This window comes from Phyllobacterium zundukense, from assembly GCF_025452195.1.
Taxonomy (GTDB): domain Bacteria; phylum Pseudomonadota; class Alphaproteobacteria; order Rhizobiales; family Rhizobiaceae; genus Phyllobacterium; species Phyllobacterium zundukense_A.
The window spans coordinates 2043354-2068810 of sequence record NZ_CP104973.1 but is presented as its reverse complement, the minus strand read 5'-3'; the positions used below and the strand labels follow the sequence as shown (position 1 = coordinate 2068810).

Annotated in this window: 26 protein-coding genes; 9 read left to right on the top strand and 17 right to left on the bottom strand. The window is 58.2% G+C overall.

Going from position 1 to position 25457, the window contains the following annotated elements; translation table 11 throughout:
- Positions 1-160 precede the first annotated feature (160 nt).
- The 5 genes from N8E88_RS22540 to N8E88_RS22520 all read right to left on the bottom strand — a co-directional run bounded on the left by N8E88_RS22540 (position 161) and on the right by N8E88_RS22520 (position 4820).
- Positions 161-1204: a Tim44 domain-containing protein gene (locus N8E88_RS22540; RefSeq protein ID WP_262295579.1), complete on the bottom strand. Its 1044-nt coding sequence runs from the start codon at positions 1202-1204 to the stop codon at positions 161-163.
- Between the two features lie 490 nt (positions 1205-1694).
- Positions 1695-2468, bottom strand: coding sequence for a molybdopterin-binding protein (locus tag N8E88_RS22535; protein ID WP_262292541.1), 774 nt, complete (start codon positions 2466-2468; stop codon positions 1695-1697).
- The gene (locus tag N8E88_RS22530; protein WP_262292540.1) at positions 2465-3337 is read right to left on the bottom strand and encodes a cytochrome b/b6 domain-containing protein; all 873 of its coding nucleotides are present in this window, start codon (positions 3335-3337) and stop codon (positions 2465-2467) included. The genes N8E88_RS22535 and N8E88_RS22530 overlap by 4 nt, the downstream gene beginning before the upstream one ends.
- 371 nt (positions 3338-3708) lie before the next feature.
- Positions 3709-3999 (bottom strand): pentapeptide MXKDX repeat protein, encoded by a 291-nt coding sequence (locus N8E88_RS22525; protein ID WP_262292539.1) that lies wholly within the window; start codon positions 3997-3999, stop codon positions 3709-3711.
- 104 nt (positions 4000-4103) lie between these two features.
- The gene (locus N8E88_RS22520; RefSeq protein ID WP_262292538.1) at positions 4104-4820 is read right to left on the bottom strand and encodes a DUF1223 domain-containing protein; all 717 of its coding nucleotides are present in this window, start codon (positions 4818-4820) and stop codon (positions 4104-4106) included.
- Between the two features lie 233 nt (positions 4821-5053).
- Here N8E88_RS22520 and N8E88_RS22515 point away from each other — a divergent pair, with 233 nt between their 5' ends.
- Both N8E88_RS22515 and N8E88_RS22510 read left to right on the top strand, forming a co-directional pair.
- Positions 5054-5575, top strand: a complete 522-nt coding sequence (locus tag N8E88_RS22515; RefSeq protein WP_262295578.1) for a sigma-70 family RNA polymerase sigma factor — start codon at positions 5054-5056, stop codon at positions 5573-5575.
- Positions 5562-6203, top strand: coding sequence for an NrsF family protein (locus N8E88_RS22510; protein WP_262292537.1), 642 nt, complete (start codon positions 5562-5564; stop codon positions 6201-6203). The genes N8E88_RS22515 and N8E88_RS22510 overlap by 14 nt, the downstream gene beginning before the upstream one ends.
- Before the next feature lie 282 nt (positions 6204-6485).
- On the opposite strand, the gene iolB is transcribed toward N8E88_RS22510, so the two are convergent.
- The 5 genes from iolB to iolC all read right to left on the bottom strand — a co-directional run bounded on the left by iolB (position 6486) and on the right by iolC (position 12619).
- A complete protein-coding gene (gene iolB, locus N8E88_RS22505) occupies positions 6486-7280 on the bottom strand; it encodes a 5-deoxy-glucuronate isomerase (protein WP_262292536.1) in 795 nt (264 codons plus the stop codon).
- 3 nt (positions 7281-7283) lie between these two features.
- On the bottom strand, positions 7284-7523 hold the full coding sequence (locus N8E88_RS22500; RefSeq protein ID WP_262292535.1) for a DUF3329 domain-containing protein: 240 nt from the start codon (positions 7521-7523) through the stop codon (positions 7284-7286).
- Between the two features lie 13 nt (positions 7524-7536).
- Positions 7537-8454: a myo-inosose-2 dehydratase gene (gene iolE, locus N8E88_RS22495; protein WP_262292534.1), complete on the bottom strand. Its 918-nt coding sequence runs from the start codon at positions 8452-8454 to the stop codon at positions 7537-7539.
- 184 nt (positions 8455-8638) lie between these two features.
- Entirely contained in the window at positions 8639-10489 is a 1851-nt protein-coding gene (gene iolD / locus N8E88_RS22490; RefSeq protein ID WP_262292533.1) for a 3D-(3,5/4)-trihydroxycyclohexane-1,2-dione acylhydrolase (decyclizing), read from the bottom strand.
- 201 nt (positions 10490-10690) lie between these two features.
- Positions 10691-12619, bottom strand: coding sequence for a bifunctional 5-dehydro-2-deoxygluconokinase/5-dehydro-2-deoxyphosphogluconate aldolase (iolC, locus tag N8E88_RS22485; RefSeq protein WP_262292532.1), 1929 nt, complete (start codon positions 12617-12619; stop codon positions 10691-10693).
- 186 nt (positions 12620-12805) lie between these two features.
- Between iolC and N8E88_RS22480 the strand changes: the two genes are divergently transcribed.
- A complete protein-coding gene (locus N8E88_RS22480) occupies positions 12806-13108 on the top strand; it encodes a hypothetical protein (RefSeq protein ID WP_262292531.1) in 303 nt (100 codons plus the stop codon).
- Positions 13105-13437, top strand: a complete 333-nt coding sequence (locus tag N8E88_RS22475) for a type II toxin-antitoxin system PemK/MazF family toxin (protein ID WP_262292530.1) — start codon at positions 13105-13107, stop codon at positions 13435-13437. The genes N8E88_RS22480 and N8E88_RS22475 overlap by 4 nt, the downstream gene beginning before the upstream one ends.
- On the opposite strand, the gene N8E88_RS22470 is transcribed toward N8E88_RS22475, so the two are convergent.
- Positions 13434-14267: a MurR/RpiR family transcriptional regulator gene (locus tag N8E88_RS22470; protein WP_262292529.1), complete on the bottom strand. Its 834-nt coding sequence runs from the start codon at positions 14265-14267 to the stop codon at positions 13434-13436. The genes N8E88_RS22475 and N8E88_RS22470 overlap by 4 nt on opposite strands.
- Positions 14268-14392: 125 nt before the next feature.
- Between N8E88_RS22470 and N8E88_RS22465 the strand changes: the two genes are divergently transcribed.
- Complete coding sequence (locus N8E88_RS22465; RefSeq protein WP_262292528.1) at positions 14393-15496, top strand: Gfo/Idh/MocA family protein; 1104 nt, start codon at positions 14393-14395, stop codon at positions 15494-15496.
- A 168-nt stretch (positions 15497-15664) separates the two neighbouring features.
- Here N8E88_RS22465 and iolG read toward each other — a convergent pair whose 3' ends face one another.
- The 4 genes from iolG to N8E88_RS22445 all read right to left on the bottom strand — a co-directional run bounded on the left by iolG (position 15665) and on the right by N8E88_RS22445 (position 20820).
- Positions 15665-16654: an inositol 2-dehydrogenase gene (gene iolG, locus N8E88_RS22460; RefSeq protein WP_262292527.1), complete on the bottom strand. Its 990-nt coding sequence runs from the start codon at positions 16652-16654 to the stop codon at positions 15665-15667.
- 271 nt (positions 16655-16925) lie between these two features.
- Complete coding sequence (locus N8E88_RS22455) at positions 16926-17954, bottom strand: ABC transporter permease (protein WP_262292526.1); 1029 nt, start codon at positions 17952-17954, stop codon at positions 16926-16928.
- 170 nt (positions 17955-18124) lie between these two features.
- Entirely contained in the window at positions 18125-19666 is a 1542-nt protein-coding gene (locus N8E88_RS22450) for a sugar ABC transporter ATP-binding protein (protein ID WP_262292525.1), read from the bottom strand.
- 224 nt (positions 19667-19890) lie between these two features.
- Positions 19891-20820: a sugar ABC transporter substrate-binding protein gene (locus N8E88_RS22445; protein ID WP_262292524.1), complete on the bottom strand. Its 930-nt coding sequence runs from the start codon at positions 20818-20820 to the stop codon at positions 19891-19893.
- A gap of 339 nt (positions 20821-21159) precedes the next feature.
- Between N8E88_RS22445 and N8E88_RS22440 the strand changes: the two genes are divergently transcribed.
- The 3 genes from N8E88_RS22440 to N8E88_RS22430 all read left to right on the top strand — a co-directional run bounded on the left by N8E88_RS22440 (position 21160) and on the right by N8E88_RS22430 (position 22004).
- Positions 21160-21291, top strand: coding sequence for a hypothetical protein (locus tag N8E88_RS22440; RefSeq protein WP_262292523.1), 132 nt, complete (start codon positions 21160-21162; stop codon positions 21289-21291).
- Between the two features lie 125 nt (positions 21292-21416).
- The gene (locus N8E88_RS22435) at positions 21417-21563 is read left to right on the top strand and encodes a hypothetical protein (RefSeq protein ID WP_262292522.1); all 147 of its coding nucleotides are present in this window, start codon (positions 21417-21419) and stop codon (positions 21561-21563) included.
- A gap of 30 nt (positions 21564-21593) precedes the next feature.
- Positions 21594-22004 carry a GFA family protein gene (locus tag N8E88_RS22430; protein WP_262292521.1) on the top strand — a complete coding sequence of 137 codons (411 nt, stop codon included), beginning with the start codon at positions 21594-21596 and terminating at the stop codon, positions 22002-22004.
- Between the two features lie 25 nt (positions 22005-22029).
- Here the strand turns inward: N8E88_RS22430 and N8E88_RS22425 are convergent, their stop codons facing one another.
- On the bottom strand, positions 22030-22857 hold the full coding sequence (locus N8E88_RS22425; RefSeq protein ID WP_262292520.1) for a TIM barrel protein: 828 nt from the start codon (positions 22855-22857) through the stop codon (positions 22030-22032).
- A gap of 311 nt (positions 22858-23168) precedes the next feature.
- Positions 23169-24200: a LacI family DNA-binding transcriptional regulator gene (locus N8E88_RS22420; protein ID WP_262295577.1), complete on the bottom strand. Its 1032-nt coding sequence runs from the start codon at positions 24198-24200 to the stop codon at positions 23169-23171.
- 135 nt (positions 24201-24335) lie between these two features.
- Between N8E88_RS22420 and N8E88_RS22415 the strand changes: the two genes are divergently transcribed.
- Positions 24336-25439 (top strand): fatty acid desaturase family protein, encoded by a 1104-nt coding sequence (locus N8E88_RS22415; protein ID WP_262292519.1) that lies wholly within the window; start codon positions 24336-24338, stop codon positions 25437-25439.
- Positions 25440-25457 lie beyond the last annotated feature (18 nt).

Here is a 25457-nt window from a genome sequence, read left to right as displayed (position 1 = left end):
TAGTCTTTGTCTAATCGCCGAGCGGAGGCCGTTTGAGAATTCAGCCTGATGAGCGAGCTGGTGTGGTTTTCGAGACCCGGAGCGCAGCGGACTTATTGGTCCGTGAGCCCAGAGAAAAATGCATCAGATGGCCATCAGGCTGAAGTAATCAAATGGTCTCCTAGGCGGCGTCCTGAATGGCTGCCAACTTCCAGTCCGAATTGGGCTTGCGCACGAACGTCCAGACTTCGGTCGTCTGCGAGGGCTGTTCTTCGTCGCCTTTGACGACGCGTCCGGTCTGCCTGTCCACCATCGAATCGACGCTCTCATAGCGCATGGCCGTCGTCGCGTATTGCGCGTCGCCTTCGGCCCAGGCTTCGGCGATATCGGCCTGCAGGAGCTTCACATCGGAGACGCTGTTGCGCAGCCCGTCCGTCGCATTCTGGCCGAGCTCTTCCGCGAGGTAGGACATGGCTTCCGGCGTGGTAAGATTGCGCAGCGTTGCGTAATCCTCCTTGCCATAGGCCGTCTGCACCTCGGTCAAAAGCTTCTCGAACGCCTCGAGATCATCCTGCTTGAGGCCGATTTCGTCCGATGCCGCTGCAAGGCCTGCCGTCGCGTAACCCTTGTTGTTGTTACCCGCAGGCGCCTGCCCCGCCGTATTCTCGTTCGAGGCAGAGCCTATCGTCGGCACCCGCATCGGCGAGATGTTCGATGGCTCTTCATCATAGGCGTTGCGTCCAAAACCCTGCGCTGGACCTGCCGCCGCCGGAGAGGACTGGCGCGAACGGAAGAACCGCATGGCGAGCATGACCGCTCCGATGACCAATGCGATCTGCAACAGCATGCCGAGCATGCCGGCAGCGCCACCGAAGCCATATCCGAGGAACGCGCCGAGCAGGCCGCCGAGGAGCAGGCCACCGAGCAGCGAACGACCCATGCCGCCGAACAATCCCGGACGTTGCTGCGCCGCCGTCGGTGCCGTGGCGCCTGGCTGGTTTTGCGGCCTCGGCGTCATCGAACGCTCGATCGGCGCAGCCGGGGCTGGTGCCGTGCGCGTTGGCGCAGGTGCCTGGAAGGTACGCGAGCCGCGGCTGCCAAAGCCACCACCGCCAAAACCGCCGGCGCGCCGGGCGTCGGCGTCATAGACAGCGCTGAACGATACGGCCAATCCTATGAAGAGTATCGCGGCTATCCGGCCAAGGCGGGAAAGGTAAAGCGGCATGCAAATAATCTCCTCTATGCGTGTCATGTGACACTTCGTCCACGCATATGGTGACCGTCAAGGTTGATTTGAAGGATTGACGTTAAAATTTCACCGCGGCCTATTCCAGGTTGCACTTCAAATGTCCAAAAAACAGTGCTGTGCGTGGTTCGACAAGCTCACCATGAGGGAGGTGGGTTGATCGCATGAAGCCATGCTTTGGACCGCAAGGGGTAGTGCCCGCGAGACAAGAAGCCGAGATTGCATGGTGAGGAGTCAATGTTTGCAAAATAAGGGCAATACAATCAATTAATGTCTCCAAGGTTGGTGATTATCCATGCAATCCGCAACCTCCCTCATGGTGAGCTTGTCGAACCACGCACAGCAGCATTGCGAACCTGTGAATGTACAAGGCTAATGCCGGCGTACCCCCCGTACCTTTAGGTTCGTGAGCATCGGAAGCGCAGAAAACCGCATCAACTGGCCATCAGGGTAAAAAAATCGAAGGGTCTCAAATTCCCGCGTACCACTCATACCCCCGATCCTCCCAAAAGCCGCCCTTGCCTCCTGCCATGTTCTTGAAACTCTCCACGAGTTCGATGCCCATGACGTATTTGGCGTGCTTGTACCCAAGTTGACGTTCGACACGAAGCCGCAGCGGCGCGCCGTGGGCGACTTCGAGATCCTTGCCGTTCATGCCGTAGGCAAGGATCGTCTGCGGATGCCAGGCATCGACGAGATCGATGCTTTCATAATAGCGGCCGCTGCCGTCGAGTGATGGTTCGAGATCATCGGCGCAATGGAACACCGCATAGCGGGCGCCAGGTGCAAGGCCAGCCTTTTCCAGCACGAGGCCGAGCGGCACACCGGTCCACTTGCCGATGGCGCTCCAGCCTTCGACGCAGTCGTGCCGGGTGATCTGGGTGCGCGACGGCATCGCCTTGAGGTCGGCCAGCGACAGGCTCAGCGGGGTTTTTACCATGCCGTTCACGGCGAGCTTCCAGTCGGCGAAATTGTTTTCCGTCATGCGCGCATAGTCGTCGCTGTCCGGCTGCGAGGTGCCATTGGCTTTGAATACGGGTGACAGATCCGCCTCGGAAAATTCGCGGGCCAGCGTCTGCTCCGACATCAGCAACCGCTGCGCGCCCATCGACAGGGCCTCCGCTTTTTGCAGGATGTCGTTGACGGTCGTGCTTTGCACCATCGCATCGCAGCCTGTGAGCAGCCCTGTCGCCGCGACACTCGAGCCGATCAGGAAACGGCGGCGGGTGAGATCGAAGCTCATTTCGACACCTCGTCTTTTTGTTCGAATTTCAGCGCGTAGTAGCCGGTGATCATCGATCGCAGATTGTTCCAGACGCCGGAAACCAGCACCATGACGATGTGAACGATAACGAAGATGACGATGAGCGACGCGCTGATGAAATGGAGGGTACGGGCCGACTGCCGGCCGCCGAAGACGTCGAGCAGCCAAGGGAAGATCGCATTGAAACCCGGCGACATGGTTAGCCCGGTCAGCACCATCAACGGCAGGATGATGAAGATAATGGCCATATAGGTCAGCTTCTGCAGGGAGTTATAGTGCCGCGCTTTCTCGCCCTTGGGAAACCGCAGCCGCGCATGGTCCGCTATCTCCTGCGCCAGATGGCTTGGCGTCAATTGATCCTTGGTTGGTACGATATCGCGGCGGAAATGCCGGCCGATCAGGCCATAGAGCAGATAGACCAGACCATTGATGACAAAGAACCAGGCGAAGAAGAAGTGCCAGCGGCGCCCGGTGGCAAGATCCTGATAGCTCGGGATGGTGATCCAGGCCGGGAAAGCACGCGGGCTGAGTTCACCGTCTTCGGTCGAGGCCCCCAACACACCTGTCGTATTCAGTGACAGCGAACCGATGCGTGTCACGCCCTTGATCGTATCGCCATCCTCGACAGCACCGATGGAAATGAACGAAGGGTCGGGAAGCGCATCGGCGCCATACTGGCCCCAGTAAAGATGCGGATGGGCGTTGAAGATTTGCAGGCCGCTCATCAGAAGGAAGCTCAGGCACAAAACGTTCAGCCAGTGGGTGATGCGCACCGCTATGGAATGACGGTAGAACAAAACTTTCTTCGGCTTGGCGGTGTCGGTGACACCTGATGTGACGCTTGTCATTCGAGCCTCCATGGGCCGTTACAATCAGAGGAGCGGGTTGTGCGTGGTTCGACAAGCTCACCATGAGGGAGGTTGGTGCATATCATGAGGGAAGTTGGCTCAATACAGCAATGCACAAAGACGCGAGATTGGAACCTACGCTCACCATATGCACCGACCTCACTCACGATATGCACCAACCTCCCTCATGGTGAGCTTGTCGAACCACGCACAACCCAATCTAAATATCAGGGTCTGTTAAGATTCATGTCAGGGCGAGGCGAAAACGGTGATTTTCGAGCACCGGAGCGGAGCGTACTTTAAGGTACGAGAGCACCGGAGCGCAGAAAAGCGCCGTTTGCAGTCCGCCATGGCGTGAAGATCGACCGACCCTAGTTTGTCGTCTTCTTCTTGGGAGCCATCGTGCCCATGGCATCAGGCTTCATCGCATCCTTTTTCGTCATGGAATCTTTCTTCATTGTATCCTTTTTCATCGCCATTGTGTCGCATTCCTTCATCATGGAATCCTTCTTCATGGCGTCTTTCTCCATGCCGGCATGTTTTATGCAGTCAGCCTTGCTCATAGGTTTCGTTGCATCCATGGCCGATGCCATGTTGGCACCGGCAAATCCGGTTGCAAGAACGAAAGCTGAAAGCGCGATGCTGCGAGTGAGAATGTTCATGGATGTTCTCCCTTGGTTTGAATGAGACACGAATGCAAGTGTCTTCGAGTTTCAGATGCCCTTTGACATCCGCGTGATCCTGGGAACACCAGGAATTCTTTGATTTATTCGGTAGCGGCGGCGAGTATCGGGCCGCCATTCGGTGTCTGTATGAGAACGGCTGTCCGCAGTCCCGGCTTGGCAGCGGGAAAAGTCACCGTCTGCGGCTTGCCGCTCCAGCTTCCAACTTTGGTGAGGCTATGAACGACGTTTTTATGGGGAAGCGTGTGGCCGCTATTCTCGCCGCTTCTGACCGGCACGTTTACGGTCTGGTCATTGTAGGTGACGAGCCAGATATCGGCATTGCCGCCGGGCGCTTTGCCCTCACCGATGGTCAGGGAACGATTTTTCAAGTCCAGTCGCGGCGTGCTGAGCGTCCCTTGCGTCTTGATAAGCTGGTCCACTTCGGAAATCCTGTTTCCGACGACGTCGGCTCGCCCGTTAACCACCATCTGCGGCGTGAAGGGACCATCACGGCCAAGCGGCGTCTCGTAGACTTCCTGGCGGTCCGTGTACTCAGGCTTGGCAAAAATATCCTTCCAGCCGAGCCGGTCCCAATAGGTAACGCCAAAGCTCAGGGCAAGGATGCCCGGGCGCTTGCTGAGCTCGATCAGATTGGCGTTTGCCGGCGGGCAGGAAGAACAGCCTTGGCTGGTGAAGAGCTCGACGACTGTCAGCGGCCGCAAGGTGTCGGCATAGGCTCCACCGCCCGCGCCAAGCATGACAGTTGCGGCGGTCAATGCGATGGACAGCATATGAGGGCGCTTTGGCTGAATTCCCATCTTCAACTCCTGAAAACTGCGAATGAACGGCCATGTGCCGGTCACATCAGGGAATACGAAGGGCCGCGGGAATTGGTTACAACGATCACGGATTGGTGATCATACTTTGGAGGAATCCTGTTTCAAGCATTGACGTGCCGGCATGTTCCATCTCATCTGTAACCTTTATCCCGCATCGCGCGAATAAGGAATGAAACGGAGTGAATCCCGTCGAAACGCGGTTGAAACAACTGATGCTCGCGAGCCTCGATGGCGATGCGCGGAGCTATGGCATTCTCCTGAATGACCTTGCCAGGCATCTGCGCTTTTATTTCCTGCGCCGGTTGTCGGATGCGCACAAAGGCGATGCCGACGACCTTGTGCAGGAAACCTTGATGTCGCTGCATACACGGCGCGCGACATACGAGATCGACCGGCCTTTTACAGCGTGGCTGCATGCGATCGCGCGCTATAAGCTGATCGATCATTTCAGGCGAAACCGCATTCGCGCAACGGTTCCGCTCGACGATGCGGAGGATCTGTTCGCCGTTGACCAGTCCGACGCTGCAGCCGATCGCATGGATGTCGAAAGGCTACTGCAATCAGTCCCGGAGAAATCGCGGGACCTGATCTACAGGACGAAGATCGAAGGTCAGTCGATTGCCGAGGTGGCGCAGAGCACCGGCCTTTCGGAGGCTTCCGTCAAGGTAGGGATACATAGAGGAATCAAGGCGATTGCGGCGAAATTGAAAGGACGGGCAGATGACGACCGATGATCTGATTGCACGTCTGACCGGCGAGTTGAAACCGGTATCACGCCGGGCCGTTTTTTGGCGGGTCGTGATCGGCCTCGGCATCAGCCTCGTCGTCTCGTCCGCCATGATGTACTTCTGGCTCGGCATGCGGCCGGACATGATGACGGCCGCTGGAACGATGATGTTCTGGACCAAATTCGCCTATACGCTGATCCTCGCTGTCGCAGGGACATGGGCGGTCAAGCGCATCGCCTATCCGCTCGGCAGCATCCGGGTCAGTCTCGCCGTGATGGCCGCGACCATCGTGGTGATGATCGTTCTCGCCATGGCGAAACTGGCGATGACACCGCCCGATCAACATATGGCGATGATGACGGGCCATACGGTTGCTGTTTGTACCCGCAACATCGTCATGCTGTCGCTGCCATTGCTGGTCGGCGCGTTCTGGGTGCTGCGCGGTCTGGCACCGACGCGTCTGACCGTGGCGGGTGCTGCGGCGGGTCTTGCCGCCGGCGCCATTGCCTCACTGGTTTATTCGTTCCACTGCGATGAAAGCGCCATGCCGTTCATTGCGGTCTGGTACACGCTCGGGATTCTGATCCCCGGCCTGATCGGCGCCATTGCCGGGCGATTCGTGCTGCGGTGGTAGCGCTGGTTCCGGCGATACAGGAATTCGTAGAGATCCTCCCTCTCCGTCATCCTCGGGCTTGACCCGAGGACCCACGGCAAAGGAGTACAGATCTTATTCGCAGTCGCAACGGGGTTCAGAGAGGACGACGGTGCAGCAGTCTGCCATTGAAACGTGTATTATACTGGAACGCGTTGGGTCAGCGGATGCCTTGATGCTTCCTAGCCGTGGGTCCTCGGGTCAAGCCCGAGGATGACGGAGAGGGAGGTGGTCAATGACGCTGGAGGACTCACCCCTATCATCTTACATCATCAGCCATTCATGCTCGACAGCATTGTGGAACTTCCACGTACGCTTTGGGCCGGCCATGACGTTGAGATAGTAGAGATCGTAGCCGTGGCAGGCGGCGCAGGGGTGATAACCCTTGGGCACCATCACCACATCGCCGTCCTCGATAGCCATGGCCTCGTCCAGCGAGCGGTCATCCGTATAGACCCGCTGAAAGCCGAAGCCCTGGCGAGGGTTGAAGCGATGATAATAGGTCTCTTCCAGATAGGACTCTGCGGGAAGGTTGTCCTGGTCGTGCTTGTGCGGCGGGTAACTCGACGTATGTCCACCCGGCGTGATCACCTCCACGACGAGCAACGAATCCGCCGGCTCGTTCTCCGGCAGAATATTGGTGACGTAGCGGGTGTTGGTACCCTTGCCACGCGTCTCCTGACTGAGACCCTCCGGCGAAATTATCCGCACCGGCAATCCGCCGCCAAGTCCCGGCGCCGAGCAGACAGCCAGTTCGAGATCGGTCTCCGCAGATACCCACCAATCGGACCCTTGCGGCAGATACACCGACCACGGCTTGCCTTCGAAAGGCGACATGCGGCTCCCGAGCAAGCCGAGGTCCTCGCCGTTGGCCGTGACTTTGCCCTTGCCCGTCACGAAGACCAGGCAGACTTCCTTGTCTTCCGTTTTTCCGCAAACCGACTGGCCGGCATCCAGCTTGTGCAGATCGAAACCGACATAGCTCCAGCCCGCTGTCTCAGGCGTGACATGCACCACATGGCCCGGGCCCTGCATGGCCTTCAAAAGCAGTTTCGACATGGTTTACTCCTTATCGGTGCCGGCGTCTTCCGGTGCGACCGTTTCCTGCGGCTTGACCGGCTCGGATGCATCGAAGACGATGAAGAACTGCCAGATCCCGTAGGCGGCGAAAGCCAAAACGATCATGCCCCAGAATGGTGTTCCCGTCGCGAACTCGAAGATCGACCACGCAATACAGAACGCCACGACTGCAACGCGCCGCCACAGGGGGCGAAACCAGGGGTGATTACTGTCTTTGTTCATGTTGAACCCACTTTCAACCCTTGGGGAAACCCTGAGTCTCGACCGTATAGCCGGCGGTAGTCATGACCCGCATCAGTTCCTTATACCCGACTTGCGCCATCTTGAGCGGTGGATTTTTCTTCGGATCCTGTTCGGCCTCGACCACGAACCAGCCTTCATAGCCGTAATCGGCAAACTTTTGGACGATTGCGCCGAAATCCAGCGAGCCGTCACCCGGTACGGTGAAGGCGCCGAGGGCAACCGCGTCGAGGAAGGACTGCCTCGAGCGGTCCAGACCGTCGATCACCGGCATGCGGACATCCTTGACATGCACGTGGTTGATCCGCCGGTGATGATTGTCGATCGCGCGCAGTACATCGCCGCCGGCGAAGGCCAGATGGCCGGCATCCAGCAGGAGCGGAATACCCTCGCCGGAATATTTCATGAAGGCGTCGAGCTCCGGTTCTGTTTCGACGACTGCCGCCATGTGGTGGTGGTAGGAGAGCGGCATGCCCTGCTGTGCGCACCATTCACCGAACTCGGTGACCTTGCGAGCATAGGCCTTCATCTCCTCGTCGCCGAGTTTCGGTTTGTTGGCCAGGGGCTTGGACCGATCGCCCTGGATCGAGCGGCCGACCTCGCCGTAGACGATGCAGGGCGCATTCACGGCCTTGAAAAGGTCGATCATCGGCTGGATGCGGTCCTTGTTCTTCGCCAGATCCTCGTCAACCAGCGTGCCTGAGAACCAGCCGCCGCACAGCGTAACATCCGCCTCCCGCAGGATCGGCAGCATCACATCCGGATCGTTGGGAAATCGGCGGCCCATTTCCATGCCGGTAAAGCCCGCAGAACGCGATTGGCGAAGGCACTCCTCCAGCGAGACGTCGTCACTGAGCTCCGCGAGATCATCGTTCCACCATGCGATCGGGGACATGCCCAGTTTTGCCTTCACGTCATTCTCCAATAATAAGGTTACTTTTGCGCTTGCCCATTCATCACCCCCTCATCCGGCCGCTGCGCGGCCACCTGAGAAGAATAGCACTCCATCGCCGCGCTCCATTCTTCTCCCCGGGGGGAGAAGGTGGCCGCACAGCGGCCGGATGAGGGGGCCAATTGTGATTTGCATTCTTTATCAGCTAGTTCCCGGCCGACCTCAGCTTGATCGCTTCCTCATAGGCCTTGCGCTTGGCATTGACCTCGCTGCGCAGGCTGACCTCAGGCACAGCGACATCCCACCAGAATCCACCCTCCTCGGTGGATATCAGGGGGTCGGTATCGATGACGATGACCGTCGTTCGGTCATTCCGTTTGGCTCGCTCCAAAGCGCTCTCCATGTCGGCAATGGAGCTCACCTTCTCGGATATCGCACCAAGGCTGCGGGCGTGTGCAGCGAAGTCTATCTCCAGCAAGACCTCGTGCATGGCGTCCTTCAGGAGATTGTTGAAGTTCGCCCCGCCTGTACCCATCTGCAGCCGGTTGATGCAGCCATAGCCGCGATTGTCGAGCAGTACGATGTTGATCTTCTGGCCGAGCATCACCGATGTGGCGATCTCCGAATTCAGCATCAGATAAGAGCCGTCGCCAATCATGACCACGACCTCATCGTCGGGCTTGGCCATCTTGGCACCGAGCCCGCCCGCAATCTCATAACCCATGCAGGAGAAGCCATATTCGGCATGGTACGATCCGGGAGCACCCGCCTGCCAGAGCTTGTGCATTTCGCCCGGCAGGCCGCCTGCCGCGTGCAGGACAGTGGCTTCGCTGCCCATGGTTCGTTGAACGGCACCGATGACCTGCGCGTCAGAAGGCAGCGATACATTTGTCGGGCCTGTGACCTTTGCCGCAGCTCTCTGCCATTCCGCCTTGCCATTTTCGGCTTTGTCGGTCCAGCCTTTCGGAGCGCGGTAGTTCTTGAGCCCGGCGGCAAGTTCGATCAGGCCCTCCCGTGCGTCACCCACCAGCGGCAACGCCCGGTGCTTGGCCGCATCGAATGGCTGGATATTGAGGCCGATAAAGGTCTTCTCGGTATTCTGGAACAATGCCCAGGAGCCGGTGGTGAAGTCCTGGAGCCGCGTTCCGACCGCGAGGATGACATCGGCCTCCTGCGCCAGCCGGTTGGCGGCTGACGTCCCGGTGACGCCGACAGCCGCCATGTTGAGCGGGTGCCTGTCCGGCAGCGAAGATTTGCCGCCCTGGGTCTCGCAGACCGGAATGCCGGCCGCCTCGACGAAATCGGCGAGTTCGCGAGAGGCTTCGGAATAGATGACACCGCCGCCGGCGATCACCAGCGGCTTTTCTGCCGAACGCAGCGCGCCGATTGCGGCGGCGAGCTCGCCGACATCGGGCCGCGGGCGTCTCGGTGTCCAAAGCCGCTCCTCGAAGAAGCTTTCCGGATAGTCATAGGCTTCGGCCTGCACATCCTGGCAGAGCGCGAGCGTTACCGGCCCGCACTCGGCAGGGTCGGTGAGCACGGTCATCGTTCGTTGCAGCGCAGGAATGATCTGTTCGGGCCGCGTGATACGGTCGAAATAGCGCGACACCGGCCGAAAGCAATCATTGGCGGAAACTGTGCCATCGCCAAAGGATTCCACCTGCTGCAGCACAGGATCCGGAACACGATTGGCGAAGACGTCACCCGGCAGGAGCAGCAGAGGCAGCCGGTTGACATGCGCCAGCGCCGCAGCCGTCACCATGTTCGTTGCGCCGGGCCCGACGGAACTCGTCACCGCCATCATGCGGCGGCGGAAAGTCGCCTTGGCAAACGCGATGGCGGCATGGGCCATCGCCTGTTCGTTATGGGCGCGATAGGTCGGCAGTTCTTCGCGGACCTGATAAAGCGCCTCGCCGAGACCAGCGACATTGCCATGGCCGAAGATAGCCCAGACACCTGCGAAGACCGGTACTTTCTTGCCGTCGATCACTGTCATCTGCTGGCTCAGAAACCGCGTCAGGGCCTGTGCCATGGTCAGGCGTATCGTCTTGGTCATGTCAGTCTCCTCCCGGTGTTTTATTAGCCCGATGCTGGCATTCTCTTACCCTCCCCCAACGTGGGGAGGGTCGCTGCGCAGCAGCGGGGTGGGGGGATAGAAGGGACTGCAACAGCCCCCCACCCCGGACCTGCGGTCCGACCCTCCCCACGTTGGGGGAGAGTAAAGTGCGCATCCATATCTCCATATTTTGCACCAATCCTATGCCGCTTCTCTGTTGCGGCTGGCAAGCCAGGCCTTGGTCAATTTTTCGAAACGATCGGCCATGTCATCGATCGCGGCCTCATCGGAGAGCTTGCCCGAAAGCCAGCCTTCCGCCGCGTCCATGAACAATGTCCGGCCGACGGCAAAGCCCTTGACAATGGGCGCCCCAGCGGTTGCGGCAAACGCTGCCTCGAGCTCGTCATGCGGCGCCTCCAGCCCGAGCAGCACGACGCCGCGGCACCAGGGATCGTGCTTTTCGATCACTGCCTCGATGTTTTTCCAGGCCGTAGCCGAGGCTTGCGGCTCGAGCTTCCACCAGTCCGGTTTGATACCCAGCGTATAAAGTTCTTCCAACGCTCGCGGAATGGTGTTGTCGTCGAGCTTGCCGTGCTTGCCGGCGATGATTTCGATCAACAATTCACGCCCGACCTTGCGCGCCGCTTCGAACAACGTGCGCAATTTCTGCTGCTGCTCCAGTTTCAAATCGGCCGGATCGTCCGGATGGTAAAAGCACAAGCACTTGATGCAATGGTCCACCGGCCATTCCGCCAGCTGCGAGCCGATGTCTTGCGAAAACTCGAAACGCAGCGGACGCGACCCGGGCAGTTCCACCGGCCGTCCGAGCCAATTGAAATTATGACGCGCGAACTCGAACATCGCTTCGCGTCCAAACTTCTCGTCAAGCAGCATGCCATAACCGTCACGGTCATCGGCGACCTTCGCCGCAGCCTTCACCGCCAGCTCCTTGAATGCGCGGATTTTGGCAGCGTCGGCACCGACCTTTTGCGCAAGATCCTCCAGTTGCACACGATGATCGATGGCAAAGGTCATCATCGACGGTATCTCGCGCCGCCGTGTCGTTGCCCAATGCACATGGTTGATTGCCTCGTCCTTGCGCAGGGCGTGAAATTTGCTGCCGTGCTTGAGGAAATATTGCAGTTCCTCGAAGGTCGGAATCTCGGGTGCGCAGAGCAGGCGCGACACCGCGAAGGCACCACATGCATTGGCCCATGTCGCGGCGGTCGCCAGCGGTTCGCCGCCGAGCCAACCTCGCAGGAAGCCCGACATGAAGGCATCGCCGGCGCCGAGGACGTTGAATACCTCGATCGGAAAGCCCTTGCCGACAATGCCATCCTCGAGATCGTCGGAAATCGCGCCTTCGTAAACGATGCAGCCCATCGGGCCGCGCTTCAATACGATTGTCCCGCTCGATAGCGCCCGAATGGTTTTCAATGCGCTGAGAAGATCCTCTTCACCCGACGCAATCAGCACCTCCTCTTCCGTGCCGACGATCAGGTTGCAATCGGCAAGGACGGTCTTCAGGTGGTTGGAGACGGCGTCGGAGGCGATGTAGCGGCTATCGCCCTCGCCATGTCCTGCAAGTCCCCACAGATTGGGGCGGTAGTCGATATCGAACACGACCTTCCCGCCCGCTTCTTTCATCAGACGAATGGCCTTGCGTTGCGCCGCATCGGGCTTTGGCTTGGAGAAATGCGTGCCGGTGACCACGACGGCGCGCGCCGAACGGATGAATTCAGGGTCGACATCGCCCTCATCAAGCGCCATATCGGCGCAGTTCTCACGGTAGAATATCAGTGGAAAGCTCTTGTCGTTCTCGACCGAGAGGATAACGAGGGCCGACAGCCGCTCCGCATCTGTGATGATTCCGTCCGTCGCGACGCCTTCGCGCACCATCTGCTCGCGGATATACCGGCCGATCTGCTCGTCGCCCACGCGGGACAACAGCGCCGAGCGCAGACCGAGGCGCGCCGTACCGATCGCTATATTGGCAGGGCAGCCGCCGACCGACTTGGCGAAGGAAGTTATATCCTCGAGCCGGGAGCCGATCTGCTGGCCGTAGAGATCGACGGACGAGCGACCGATGGTAATGACATCGAGCGCGCGGCCCGTATCAGCTCTGTCCATGATATCCTCCCGATAGACTGATAACCTCCGGCGCATACAGGCCGGAAATTTTCCTATATGAAATAATAATTCTATCAAATCGTCAATATGGAATGTCTGTTCTTTTTGTCTTTTGGATCACGCTTTCACATTGAATATTAAATGTAGGTGCATTATACTTACATAAAGTATATACAGGAGTCTTCCATGCCACGCACCACGCAGCATCCCAAGGCAGATACATTCAACTTCCGGATAGACCCTGACCTGAAGGCGGCTTTTACCCATGCAACTGAAGCTGAAGATAAGCCCGCCGCTCAAGTTCTGCGGGACTTCATGCGGAGCTATGTGGAGCGCCAACAGCGCAAGGCATTTGAACTTGAAGCGCGGCGGCAATCTCTGGCAATTGCAAAAAGGTCTCGTAATCCAGCGACGGATGAGTACGCGTCACTGCAGGAACTGGACGCTCTGTTTGACGAAGCCGCTATCCACGATGATAGCGCCAAATGAAGCGTGGAGATTTGGTAACGATCGTTGTCAATGGTGACTACGGAAAACCGCGACCAGCATTTGTCGTACAATCGGATGCATTTGAGCTACTTCCATCAGTAACGGTGCTCCAACTAACGAGTGACGTTCACGATGAACACCTGGCACGCATTACAATTAACCCGACCGTCGAAAATGGCCTGCGCGAGCGTTCACAGGTAATGATCGATCGTGCGATGACAGTTCCGCGAACGAAAGTCGGACGGGTGTTCGGGCATTTGGACAGCGAGACGATAGCCAATATCAACAAGGCAATAGCGCGATTTCTGGCATTGGAGACCGAGGTCTAAACACTCCGCCGCTTCTCCGCCACGCTGACCGTCAGCGCCATGGCGAGCGCCATTGTTCCCGATAGCGACCGGAAACCGGAGAAATCCCCTTCCGCCGCCTCAAACCACACCTTGGCAGACTGGGCGAGCGGCGAAAACGCACTGTCGGTAATGGCGACGACGGGCACATTGCGTGCCGCCAGCGCCGCCGCATGCTCGATTGTCGCCGAGGCATAGGGCGAAAAACTGATGGCGATGGCGGCGTCGGTCGGCTTGGCAAAGGAGAGGATTTCCGGGTCGATACCAGCCGTCGATTCAATCAATTGATTGCGGATTTTCAGCTTGCCGAAGGCGTAGGCCATATAGGCGGTGATCGGATAGGAACGGCGCCGCGCCAGGAGATAGATCGTCTCGGCTTTCGCCAGAATATCCACGGCGCTGGTCAGTACATCTTCATCGACATTGTGGGAAATCGTCTCGATTGAATGGCTGGCCGCGGTCAGGAATCCGTTGAGGATGACGCGGTTTTTGGAAAGGCCGTGCGTATCGCCGCGCAGTGCCGACAGCCGCTCCTCATAGGAAACCTGCCGCTCGCGCAACCGTTCCCGGAATACCGATTGCAGGCTGGTGAAACCGTCGAAACCGAGATGCTGGGCAAAGCGGATCAACGTCGAAGGCTGGACGCCTGCCGTCTGGGCAATGCTTGCCGCAGTGCCGAAGGCGATCTCGTCAGGATTGCTCAAGGCATAGGCCGCGATCTGCGCCAGACGCTTCGGCAGCATCTCGCGACGGTCGAGGATCATCGTACGCAGCGCATCGAAATCCCGCGGTAGCGACACTTCATTGTCCATGCTTTCCATCCCGAATCGTTTCCTCGTTGCGAAGCAAAATATTTATATCAAGACGGATCAGTTATTCCATTTTGTCCTGTTATAGATTATTTCAATCGGAAACTGCAAGCGCGGGAGAGAGAGCAATGTTAGGTGTAGGACTGATCGGAACGGGCTTCATGGGAAAATGCCATGCACTGGCGTGGAATTCGGTTCGCGCCGTCTTCGGCGATGTGCCGGCAGTGCAGCTCGTGCATCTCGGCGAAGCCAACACGGAGCTCGCCGTACGCCGCGCCAGCGAGTTCGGTTTCCGACAAGCCTCGGGCGATTGGCGCGCAGTCATCGACGACCCGCAAGTCGATGTGGTCTCCATAACGACGCCGAACCAGTTTCATCCGGAAATGGCGATTGCAGCATTGAAAGCCGGCAAGCATGTCTGGTGCGAGAAGCCCATGGCGCCAACATTCAGCGACGCGGAAGCCATGCTCGCCGCGGCGAAACAGTCGGGCAAGGTCGCCGCCCTTGGCTACAATTATATCCAGGGGCCTGCCATCCGTCATATCCGCAGGCTGCTAGCCGAAAAGATCATCGGCGACATCAACCATCTGCGCATCGAGATGGATGAGGACTTCATGGCCGATCCCGATGCCCTCTTCACTTGGAAACACGAAGCAACATCCGGATACGGCGCGCTCGACGATTTTGCTGTCCATCCGCTGTCGTTGCTGTTCACGTTGTTTGGCCGGGTTTCCCGCGTCATGTGCGATATGTCGAAGCCATACGCCACCCGCAAGACGGCAAATGGCACGGACCGCGCGGTCGAAACCTATGACAGCGCCAGCGTGCTCATGCATATGGAAAACGGCGTCTCCGGGACCTTGCAGGCCAATCGCTCCGCCTGGGGCCGCAAGGGCCGCATTGCGCTGCAGATCTTCGGCTCGAAGGGTTCGATCCTGTTCGATCAGGAACGCGCCAACGAGTTCCAGCTCTACGTCACCGCCGACCGTGCCACCGAGCAGGGCTACCGCACCATTCTGACGGCACCGCATCATGAGCCCTATGGGCAATTTATCCCGGCCCCCGGCCATGGCCTCGGCTTCAACGATCTGAAAATCATCGAGTGCCGCGAGCTGATCAAGCGCATCAACGGCCAGCCCGCCCATCTGATCGAATTCGCCGACGGGCTCGAAATAGAACGCACCGTGCATGCCATGGCACGTTCCTATCACGAGCAGCGCTGGGTGGAGTAGATTTGCAGATATCACGTGCGTGGTTCGACGGGGCTCACCGTGAGGGAGATTGTTTGATTGCAGGGAGCTATGGCCAACAGCGTTGGCGTTTTCCTGCAGTACAACAACTTCCCTCATGGTGAGCCCCGTCGAACCACGCACGACTCACTTGCAAGGTGACGTAATCAACTACACCCTGATCGTCTTGCCTTCCTTCACCGACCTCACGGCTGCATCGGCCAATGCCAGTGCAATCAACCCATCCTCGCCGCTCGGCGCCGCCTTCGTGCCCTTCGCAATCGCGCTGATAAACGCGGCGATCTCGTTGGCGTAGGCCTCCGTATAGCGCGTCATGAAGAAATCGTGCAGCGGCGGGCGGGTATAACCGCTACCGTTGGCGATCTCGATCGATACCGGCCGCTGGTTTTCCGCCGCGACCATACCCTTTGAGCCATGCACTTCGATGCGCTGGTCATAGCCATAGGTCGCGCGACGCGAATTGGAGATCACGCACTGCTTGCCAGACGGTGTCGACAGGATCACGCTGACGCTGTCGTAATCACCAAGCTCGCCAATCTTTTTATCGACCAGCACCGACGCATGCGCGGTGACGGCCACCGGATCTTCCCCGAGGAGAAACCGCGCCATGTCGAAATCATGGATGGTCATATCGCGAAAAATGCCGCCGGAGCGGCTGATATATTCGGCCGGCGGCGCACCCGGATCGCGCGAAGTGATCGTCACCATTTCGACATCACCGATCTGACCATCGTCGATCGCCTTGCGTACCGCAGCGAAATGCGGATCGAAGCGGCGGTTGAATCCAACCATCAGCGTCGAGCCTGTTTCCCGCACGACAGCAAGGCATTCCTCGACCCGCTTCACATCGAGGTCGATCGGCTTTTCGCAGAAGATGGCCTTGCCGGCGCGGGCGAAGCGTTCGATCAGGTCCGCATGCGTATCGGTCGGCGTGCAGATGATAACCGCATCGATATCCGAGGCTTTCTCGATCTCGTCGATGGTACGGATTTCACAGCCATGCGCAGCGGAAAGATCCTTTGCCGCCTGTTCAAAGGCGTCGGCGACGGCAACGAGCTTCGCCTCCGGGTTCGACATCACCGCCTTCGCGTGAACCTTGCCGATACGGCCTGCACCGAGCAGACCAAAACTTAACGTCATTTCTCACCTCATTGAAGAAGCCCGGAAGTATCCCGGGCGTTATTGATTGATTTGGGCAGCAGATCCATTGTGCGTGGTTCGCCCTTCGACAGGCTCAGGGGGCTCACCATGAGGGAGGTGAGTTGATTGCAGGGGAGCCAAGCATTCGAATGTTGGCCGCTACAGCCCCATCTTTCCTGCCTTGGCGCCCTGCAAAACTCAAGTCCCCTCATGGTGAGCCTGTCGAACCACGCACATGGTCATGCAAGCCTGACTAGCCTCGAGAGCACTGTTAAATCTTGCGCTTCTTCTGGCGGTAAACATCCACGATAACCGCGGCAACAATGATCACGCCCTTGATGATTTCCTGGTAGTAGGCATCGACCCGCAGGAACGTAAAGCCGGAGATCATGATGCCAAGAATGATTGCGCCGATCACCGTGCCGGTAATGCGCCCGACACCGCCGGCGAGCGAGGTGCCGCCAATGACGGCCGCCGCGATTGCGTCGAGTTCATAGTTGACCCCCATGCCGGCCTGCGCGGTCTGTGCGCGCGCAGCGGTAACGATGCCTGCCAGGCCAGCCAGCAATCCGGCAATGGCATACACCTTGATGAGGTGTTTCTCGACATTGATGCCGGAAACCCGCGCCGCCTGCACATTGGCGCCGATGGCGTAGGTGAACTTGCCATAGCGCGTATAGCGCAAGGCGATGTGGAAAACGAGCGCCACCACGAGAAACACGACCACTGGCCAGATGCTTGAGCCGATGAAGGTGAACTGGTCAGTCAGGCCCGAAACCGGCGAGCCTTTGGTGTACCATTTTGCTATGCCACGGGCCGACACCATCATGCCGAGCGTAGCGATGAACGGCGGTATCTTTGTATAGGCGATCAGCCAGCCATTGATGATACCGGCGAGGAGGCCGATGCCAAGTCCGATGCCTATCGGGATGAAAAACGGCAGGTCCGTCAGGGCTGGATAGACCGGCCGCGCCCAGGTGGAGGCCTGCGCGAAACTTGCCGCAATCATCGCAGTTGCACCGACGACCGAGCCGGAGGAAAGGTCGATACCGCCGGTGATGATCACCTGCGTCACACCCACTGCAATGATGCCGATGACGGAGACCTGCAGGATGATGATCCGCAGGCGCTGCACATTCATCAGGAAGCTCTGTCCGGCAAAAATCCAGCCGAGTATCTCGAAAACCAGCGCGATACCGATCAGCACCAAAAGGATATTGACCTCGGGTGGCATACGCCGGCGGTGCCTGCGCCCGAGTGCCGGTGTTGTTGCCTTGGCCGTCACCTGCTCACTTGTCATTATAAGGTCCTCCAATATTCCAGGCAAAACAACCGTTTAAGAATTCAGCCTGACGAGTTGGCTGGTGCGGTTTTTGAGAACCGGAGCGCAGCGGACGTTAAAGTCCGTGAGCTCCGGAAGCGCAAAAAATCGCATCAGAGAACCGTCAGGGCGGATTATCAAATGGTTGTTCATTTTGATGCCAGCTCCATCACCTTGACCTGCGTGGCTTCGGCGCGGTCGAGGAAACCGGTAACCCGGCCCTCGTGCATCACCATGACCCGGTCGCTCATCCCGAGCACTTCCGGCATCTCCGACGAGATCATGATCACCGCGACGCCCTGTTTGGCGAGCTGCGATACAAGGCGGTGAATCTCCGCCTTGGCGCCGACATCGATGCCGCGTGTCGGTTCGTCGAGAATGAGAATCTTCGGATTGGTCAAGAGCCACCGGCCGATCAGCACCTTCTGCTGGTTGCCGCCGGAAAGGTTCTCGACCCTTTCCTCCATGTTCGGAGTCTTGACCCGCAGCGTGGCACTCATTGCTTCGCAGGCCGCAGTGATGCCCTTCTCCTGGACAAACCCGTACTTGACGAAACGGTCCTGCAGCACCGCGATCTGCATGTTTTCGAGGACGTCGAGGATCAGCAGACACCCGGTCTCCTTGCGGTCCTCTGTGATGAAAGCCATGCCGTGGCTGATGGCCTGCGTCGGCGAAGTCATCTTGACCACCTCGCCTTTGATCTCGATGGTTCCGCTCGTCGCCGGCGTCACGCCGAAGATCGTCTCGGCAACGTTCGAGCGGCCGGAACCGACCAGCCCGGCAACGCCGAGGATTTCGCCCGCGCGCACGTCGAACGACACATTGTGGAACACGTTTTTCAGCGAGAGGTCTTTTACCGAAAGCACCACATCGCCGATCGGCACCTCTTCTTTCGGAAACATCTGCGTGATCTCGCGCCCGACCATCATCTTGATGATGTCGTCGCGCGTCACATCGGTGGAAAGGTGCGTGCCGATATAGCGCCCGTCGCGGAACACCGAGAACTCGTCAGCGATCTCGAAAAGCTCGTTCATCTTGTGGGTGATATAGACGATGCCGATGCCCTGCTCGCGCAGGCTACGGATAATCTCGAACAGATGCGCCACCTCGCGCTCGGTCAGCGCCGACGTCGGCTCATCCATGATCAGAACATCGGATTCATATGAAACCGCCTTGGCGATCTCCACCATCTGCCGGTTGGCGACGCTCAAATCCCGCACCTGGCTTTCCGGATCGAGTTTGATGTTCAGCCGCTCGAACAGGTCTGCGGTCATGTCGTACATCTTGCCATGATCGACGAAGCCGAAGCCGTTCTTCGGTTCGCGCCGGATCCAGATATTCTCCGCCACCGTCATGAATGGCATCAGGTTGAGCTCCTGATGGATCATGGCGATACCATTTTCCAGCGCATCGAGCGGGGATTTCAGGCGGATCGGCAGGCCCTTCAGATGAACCTCGCCCTGATCCGGAATATATATTCCAGCAAGGATCTTCATCAGCGTGGATTTACCGGCGCCGTTCTCGCCCATCAGCGCATGCACAGTGCCGCGCTTGAGCCGGAACTGCACATTGTCCAACGCCAGAACGCCAGGAAATTCCTTTCGGATATTTTCGGCGTTCAAGAGATATTCCGATTGCGGTATGGCGCCACTGGCGCGCACCGCTGCCATGGTCGAGGGGCTGACTGCCATGATCATCTCCTCCCAGAGAGGCTCTATCATATGCCGGAACGCAGCAGATTGATGCGTTCCGGTCCAAAATTAAACGCTGTGGAGGCCTTTTGAGAATTCAGCCTGACCAGGCAGGTGGTGCGGTTTTCGAGAACCGGAGCGCAGTGGACTTTTTCGTCCATGAGCACCGGAAGCGCAGCAAAATCGCATCAGATGTCCGTCAGGATGGATTGGCAAAGGTCTCCTCAGTTCGACTTCTGATACTTCGACAGGTTCTCCGGCGTCACCAGTTCGAACGGCACATAGACCTTGGTCTCGACCTTCTCGCCCTTGGAGAGCTTCAGCGCCGCATCGACAGCACCCTTGCCCTGACCGGCAGCGTTCTGGAACACCGTCACGTCGAGGTCGCCCGCAGCCATGGCGGCAAGCGCATCCTGTGTTGCATCGACACCGCCAACGACGACACTGTCCATCGAACGACCGGCAGCCTTCAAGGCCTGGATCGCGCCGATGGCCATTTCGTCATTGTTGGAGACGACCGCATCGAATTCGAGTCCGGCGGAGAGCCAGTTCGTCATCAGGTCGGACCCTTCGGTGCGTGACCAGTTGGCGGTCTGCTCCTCGACGATCTCGAGGCCCTTGCACTCGTCGGTTGCGATCACATCGTGCACGTCCTTGGTGCGCTGGCGGGCAGCCTGGTTGGAGAGCTCGCCCATCATCACGACGATCTTGCCCTTGCCCTTCAAGAGCTTGCAGACTTCCTTGGTTTCCAGCGTGCCGGATTCCACTTCGTTGGAAGCAACGAAAGCCTGCTTCTCCGGCAAGCTGTCGACATTTGCCGGCTCGCGGTTGACATAGACCAAGGGGATGCCCGCATCGGCGGCGATCTTCGACATGGCCGCCGTCGCATCCGTGTCCACGGCGTTGACGATGATGGCGTCGACCTTGGACGCAATGAAATTCTGGATCTGGCTCTGCTGCTTGGCAACGTCGTTCTGCGCGTCCTCGACCTGCAGGGTCACGCCATCAAGTGTCTTGGCATAATCCTGCATGCCATTGCGCAAGACGGTCAGGAAGTTATCGTCGAACTTCGCCATCGAAACGCCAATATTCGCGGCCGAAGCCGAACCAGCCATCAATGCTGAAACAGCCACTCCAAGCAAAAACTTTTTCATGTCTTCTCCTCCACAAATGGTGCCCCGGCTGCACCTGTTTTAATCCGGAACCCCTCACACCCCGATTTTGCCAGCCCACCTTGTCCCTGGCTGGCAACATCCGGACATGAAGCGTGCGCGGCGTTTGCGCGCAAATCTTTATCTGAACACCAATTACGGAATATACGAACCGTTCTGCCCAGCTTCTGAAATATTTATTCCATTTTATGCAAGAAGCGTCAAGCGGGATTTGAGGACTATAGACCAATTAATGGTCAGCCGAGATTGCACTGCTGTGCAGTCCGATTACGGAACCTTATGGGTCTGGCGCGGTTTAACTCCACAACCGGAGGCAATCACATGCGTATTCAAACATGGATATCGACGGCTGTTATCATCATTCTGGCGGTCGCGGCATTCCTTTGGTTTTACCCGGCCGGCGATCAAACGCCCGGCCAGCCTGCTCCACATGCGCTGGATCAGTCCAATTAGAGCAATTCCAGGAAAAGTGTGAAGCGGTTTTCCGTCCGGAATTGCGTAAAACAAAGAACTAGAGCAATTCCGTGATTCGAAGAAAAACGGAATGGCTCTAGTTCCAACACACAAAGGATCAAATAGTGAATCGCAATGGCCTTTATCTGATCATTGGAGCCCTTCTCGTCATTGTGATAGGTCTCGGTGTTTATGTCTATCGGGAAGAAACGAAGCCCGCAGGCGTCGAACTGAAAATTGGAGAGGGCGGTGTCTCCATCCAGGAAAATTAAACGGATGAGGCTTGTTCGGAAGGCCGGGACATGAGGGTCAACGGTGCATGCCATTGCGGCAGGATAACATTCGCTTGCGATGCCGATCCGGGCGAAGTGAGCATTTGCCATTGCACCGATTGCCAGAATCTGACCGGGACGGCCTTCCGCGTATCGGTCCCCGTAGCGGCGAAAGATTTTCACATTCTGTCAGGCAATCCGAAAATCTACATCAAGACTGCGCAGAGCGGCGCTCGTCGGGCACAAGCCTTTTGTCCCGAATGCGGAACTCCGCTCTACGCGACTTCCGATACCGAAAATCCATCGATCTACGGTGTTCGGGTGGGTACGCTCGAGCAACGTGCGGAACTACGGCCGACGCATGCGGTCTGGCAACGATCAGCTCTTCCCTGGGTACCGGCGATTGCGGGTATAATTGTCTATGAAGAGGAAGACGACTAGCCGCTATGCAACCGGGAAATCTAGGTCAAACCAGGCCGGCCTTGATTGTATCCATGCTGGACGAGATCGCCTCCGAAGGGTTCTCCAGCTCCTGCACTTCCCGCGCGAACGGCTCGAACGAGAACAAGCCGGTATAACCCTGATCGATCAGTTCGCGCATCTGCCGGACGTTGCCAAGCCGGTCATCCGCATCGACCAGCATCCTATGCGGATCGCGCATGTCACCGACCGCGATCACAGGGTCGGCAACTCCTGAAATGTGAACCATGCCGGTCATCGCCGGATAAAGTTCCGGTTCACCGGCGAGATGATGGTGGAACGTGTCGTGCACCAGTCTGAACCTGCCCTTGCCGCCGACCGCCTCGATCGCTTCCACCGCTTCGCGCTTTGAACGCAGCGAACAGATCTCGAAGCCGAGTGGTTCAACGAAACCCATGAGACCGCGCTGTTCGAGGATCGGCATCAGTGCCGTCAATGCGGTGCGCAGGTTCGCCTGACGCTCGCCATCTGTCTGGCCTGAACCATCATTGACCGGGACAAGGACCAGCGCGCTCGCACCCACATCGCGCGCATAATCCGCAAGCTCGATCGCCTCCTTTTCTCGCTCCGGCGTCCATTCGTTGAAGCGCTGCAGTGCATTGATCGTAGCGATGCGAACGCCTGCCGATTCAGCCAGCGCCCGGACCTCTGCCGCCGGCGTTCCGTCGACGATCGCATTGCCGCCGAGGTCGTTGCGGATCTCGACATCGCTGAGGCCGAGCGACTTCGCCAGCTGGAAGAATTCCGCCGGTGTCATGTTCGGCGCGGCGATATGGTTGATCGCAAAGACGGGGTGAGAAATCGTGTCGCTCATCTGAATAATACTCCCGGTGGTACTTAAAGCGGTCTGCGCCCATGGGTTGCCAAGAGCCCGCAAATCCGGCGCAACCATCTGTCGAAGCCGCTATTCCGTCAATCGCCGTTTTGGCCGAAAAACTATCATTTCTGATAGATTCCGATGCGTGAGAAAAAGAGAACAGGGCCTGCGGGATCCGGCGGAGCTTCTGCGCAAGAATGTCCGGATCTGGCGCAAGAACATGCAAAAATGGAACATGAATCCTCGATTCCGCCGCAGGAATTTCAACCGGCGCGGGCAATTTGATTGTGGCCGCGTGTAAATGCCGCTCAGATGTTCTCTGGAAGGTAGATATCGAACGGCAAAAAGGTCTGGCCCGGAGCGTTGGCCGCGCCGCTTTCGATGGCGTGACCCATGAGCTCCGTGAGTTCCCGGCAGAGCCTTGGCAAGGGAGTCGCGATGACCATGGTGACGATTTTGTCGGCCAGCGCCGCCCGCGATTCCGGGGTGATTTCATTGACGATCATCACCGGAGACTGTTCCAATTGCGCCTCGCGAATCGCACTGATCGCGCCTTCCATTCCACCGCCGGCTACATAGCAGCCGGCAAGGTCCGGATGGCGGCGCAGCAGCTCCGCCATCGCCTCATTGGTGATCTGGCGCGTCTCCAGATTGACCATCGTGTCTAACACAGTGAACTGCGGCGCCTCTTCACGGAAGAAAGCACGAAAACCGATTTCGCGCAGTTCGTGCCCGTGGAAGCGATGGCTTCCGACAAAAATTGCGACTTTTCCGGGCTTTTTGGCGGCTTTGGTGATCATCCAGGCCGCCGTACGGCCTACCTTGCGGTTGTTGACGCCGACATAACCTTCGCGGATTCCGGCGGCAAAATCCGAAAGCAGCGAAAAAACCGAGATATTCTTGGCCTTCAATTCATCGACAGCAGCTGTGATGGACGGATGGTCCGGCGCAACCAGGCCGATCGAACGACAGCGTCCCGCCAACAGTTTCAGCTTGGTGACGATCTCGTCCGGCGCTTGCGAGGCGCAAAACTCTATCGCAGGAACGCCGCGGAAATGCGACGCCTGGCTGACAGCATTCTCGATCTCCCGCGCAAACTCCTGATAGAAATGGTGCCCGGGTTTCTGCAACAAAAATCCCAGCCGGTATTCAGGCAATTCCTGCCGCATACGCTGGCGGATCAACCCGGCCGCATGGTATCCGATGCTGTTGGCCGCCTCATATACCCGCCGCGCCGTTTCCTCGCGCACTGGCAGCCGTCCGTTTAGGACCCTGTCGACTGTCGCGACTCCCACTCCCGCCGCACGCGCCAGATCGGAGATTGTCGGCCTGTTTGCCACCTCATGCGCTCCCTGATAGAATCTATCAGTCATTTATACCAATCTCTGATTGAAAATGATAGAATTTCATCATTTCAGATTGAGGCAGGTTGCACCAACGCGTATGTTCTTCCGACTGATTGAGGGAGGTCTCATATGCATTCAGTAGCGCTCGCCATGCCGACAAGGCGCGATTACAGCCTGATCGGCCGTGACTCGCAACTGGCTGTGGAGTCGGGTCTTGCTGCAGCCGAATGGTATCACACCGACATCCCTCGCAAGCAGATGAAAGAGCTGATGAAGCGCTCCGATGGCCCGGCGATCCGTGACACAGCGATCTGGCTCGGCAGCATGCTGGTCTTCGCCGGCCTTGGCGTTTATTTCTGGGGCAGCTGGCTTTGCGTGCCGTTTTTCCTCGCCTATGGCGTCCTTTATGGTTCCGCCTCGGACAGCCGCTGGCATGAATGCGGCCACGGTACGGCGTTCAAGACACGCTGGATGAATGATGTCGTCTACCAGATCGCCTGCTTCATGATCATGCGCAATCCAGTCACATGGCGCTGGAGCCATACGCGGCATCATACGGACACGGTCATTGTCGGCCGCGATCCGGAGATTGCGGTCATGCGTCCACCCGATCTGTTGCGTGTCGCATTGAATTTCTTCGGTATTCTGGATGTCTGGCACGCCATAGGCGACCTCATTCGCAACGCTCTGGGAATCGTCAGCGCCGAGGAAAAGACCTTCATTCCCGAGCAGGAACAGCCAAAAGTCGTCCGTATCGCCCGTATCTGGACCGCGATTTATCTCGCCACGATCGCGCTTTCGTTATACCTCGGATCGATTCTGCCGCTGGTGCTGATCGGCCTGCCGCGACTGTACGGCGCTTGGCATCATGTGCTCACGGGGCTTCTGCAGCATGGCGGGCTTGCCGACAATGTCACCGATCACCGGCTCAATAGCCGTACCGTTCTTATGAACTCGGCCAGCCGGTTCATCTACTGGAACATGAACTACCACGTCGAACATCACATGTTCCCGATGGTGCCCTATCACGCGCTGCCGCAGCTGCATGCCATGATCAGACACGATTTGCCGGCGGCAAACCCGTCCATCCTGCACGCGTACCGCGAGATGGTGCCTGCATTCCTGCGCCAGTTGCGCAACGAGGACTATTTCCTCAAGCGGGAATTGCCGCCGACCGCCAAGCCCTATCGCGAGGAGTTCCATAGCGAACCTGTCGCGGCGGCAGCGGAATAATAGTCCATAAGCGACCGG